Below are 1,749 nucleotides of genomic sequence, written 5' to 3'. Positions count from 1 at the left end.
CAATGAAGCTGAATTAAATGTGCACATTTAGACCTAGTGGAATAAAATTAAATCTAATATTTATCAAAACGTTATTATATCTCATTAAATCAACGATTGATTTTAGATAATGATTTATATTGCCACTTATTAGATAATCGCCTAAACAAGAAATTTAAAGGTAAATTTTTATTCTGCCATTACTACAACCAATAAAACCTCTTGAAAGATACAGATCAAGACCTCTTCAGTGTTTCCGGGGGCTACAGAAGAAGTCGATTTTATTACGCCTACCCAACCAAATGGTTAATTAAAATTTCGACAGATAATCACATGAAAATTTACCGTCAATCCCCAATTTTTAGATCTGATTAACTTAATTAATCAGACCTAATGAAAACAATTCGCAGCATTTATGAGTTGAATCCAAGGCCGCCCTACCCCGTTTCAATGACGTTGAGCTTCAGCTATTAAATATTAATAGGAAGCTAATGCACGTGAACATGGTTACACAGATCATTATTAGCATTATTTTCCAAGGATGATTAGCAACGAATAACCCAAATTGCTTCAGCTCTTTTGGGGTTGGTTTCTTCCTTTTAAACAAACTTATCATTTTTATCCTTGTATGCTATTAATTTTGACGCAATATTTTTGCAATAGTTGCCGGCTCACGTTGCAAAAGCAATAAAAGAATCTTTGCAGAACCATGAGGAACCCTATCCCCCTGCTCCCAGTGTTGTAATGTTCTAGAACTAAAGCCAAAACTATCCGCAAACTCCTTTCTAGATAATTTAAGATTTTCTCGAATTTCGCGAACATCAATTACATTGGGTATTTCGACTTTATTAATTTTTGCGGTACCACTATTTCCTCGAATATATTCAATAGCATCTGTCATACCTTGGATTATTTCATTACCAATATTTCGATTAGTCATAATGTTGACTCCTATTTAGCTTACATTCGGCCTTTAAAACTTGTGCAAGAGCCGAAATTTGTTTCTTTTGCTCAGGAGATAAGTTTTCCTTTTCACCTTTACCATAAACAGTTAACAAAAAAATAGGGGCAGATTCATTGTAAAAATAGTAGATTACTCTTACTCCACCACTTTTCCCTTTATCCTTACTTCCCCAACGAACTTTCCTTACACCTCCAGTTCCAGGAATAATATCACCTACTTCGGGATTATTGGCGATATAAGTAATAAATTCATCTCGCTCATCAGGGCTTATTGAGTTCCCTACTTGTGAAAGAAACCCTGCAAATTCAATTATTGTTATCATTTTTTTCATAATTTAATTATGCTCCAATGGAGCACTTTTGTCAAGTTGTAGCAAAACCTTGTTAGTGAATTTTAACAATTTCTTAAGTTAATTAAACGGGGGTTTTGTTTACTTTTTTAATCGAGCTAAATACTTCCATATTTTCATGTCAAAATCAGTTGTAAACGGCCAGATTAAATTGCCGACATCAGCCACATTATTTTGCCGTTCACCGATAATACCTAAATACCAATCACAGCATTAGCGAAAAAAATACAAGATGATCCCTTAATAATCTCTTAATGTTTATAATGTACAATAAATGCACATTATTTGCATGGTAAAATCAGCATGGCCAATATAAAGGTACACCTCTTAAATTTTCATAGTATTTTCTCTCATATTGAAATCGTCTTAGAGAAACGTCAACAGAACCGCATACATATTACGGGATAAATCGTTGGGAAACTCCTGAAAATCAGTGGAATCAAAAACCTAAAGCTTA

The 1,749-nt window shown here is 33.5% G+C and carries 2 protein-coding genes; both read right to left on the bottom strand.

Annotation, left to right across the window (positions count from 1 at the left end):
- Positions 1 to 613: 613 nt before the first annotated feature.
- On the bottom strand, positions 614 to 919 hold the full coding sequence (locus tag LDG_RS02310) for a helix-turn-helix domain-containing protein (RefSeq protein ID WP_006869499.1): 306 nt from the start codon (positions 917 to 919) through the stop codon (positions 614 to 616).
- Positions 912 to 1,274 (bottom strand): type II toxin-antitoxin system RelE/ParE family toxin, encoded by a 363-nt coding sequence (locus tag LDG_RS02305; protein WP_006869498.1) that lies wholly within the window; start codon positions 1,272 to 1,274, stop codon positions 912 to 914. Before LDG_RS02305 ends, LDG_RS02310 begins: the two co-directional genes overlap by 8 nt.
- Positions 1,275 to 1,749: the final 475 nt, after the last annotated feature.

This window comes from Legionella drancourtii LLAP12 (assembly GCF_000162755.2).
Taxonomy (GTDB): domain Bacteria; phylum Pseudomonadota; class Gammaproteobacteria; order Legionellales; family Legionellaceae; genus Legionella; species Legionella drancourtii.
The sequence above is the reverse complement of the archived record's forward strand: the minus strand, read 5'-3'. Positions and strand labels throughout refer to the sequence as shown.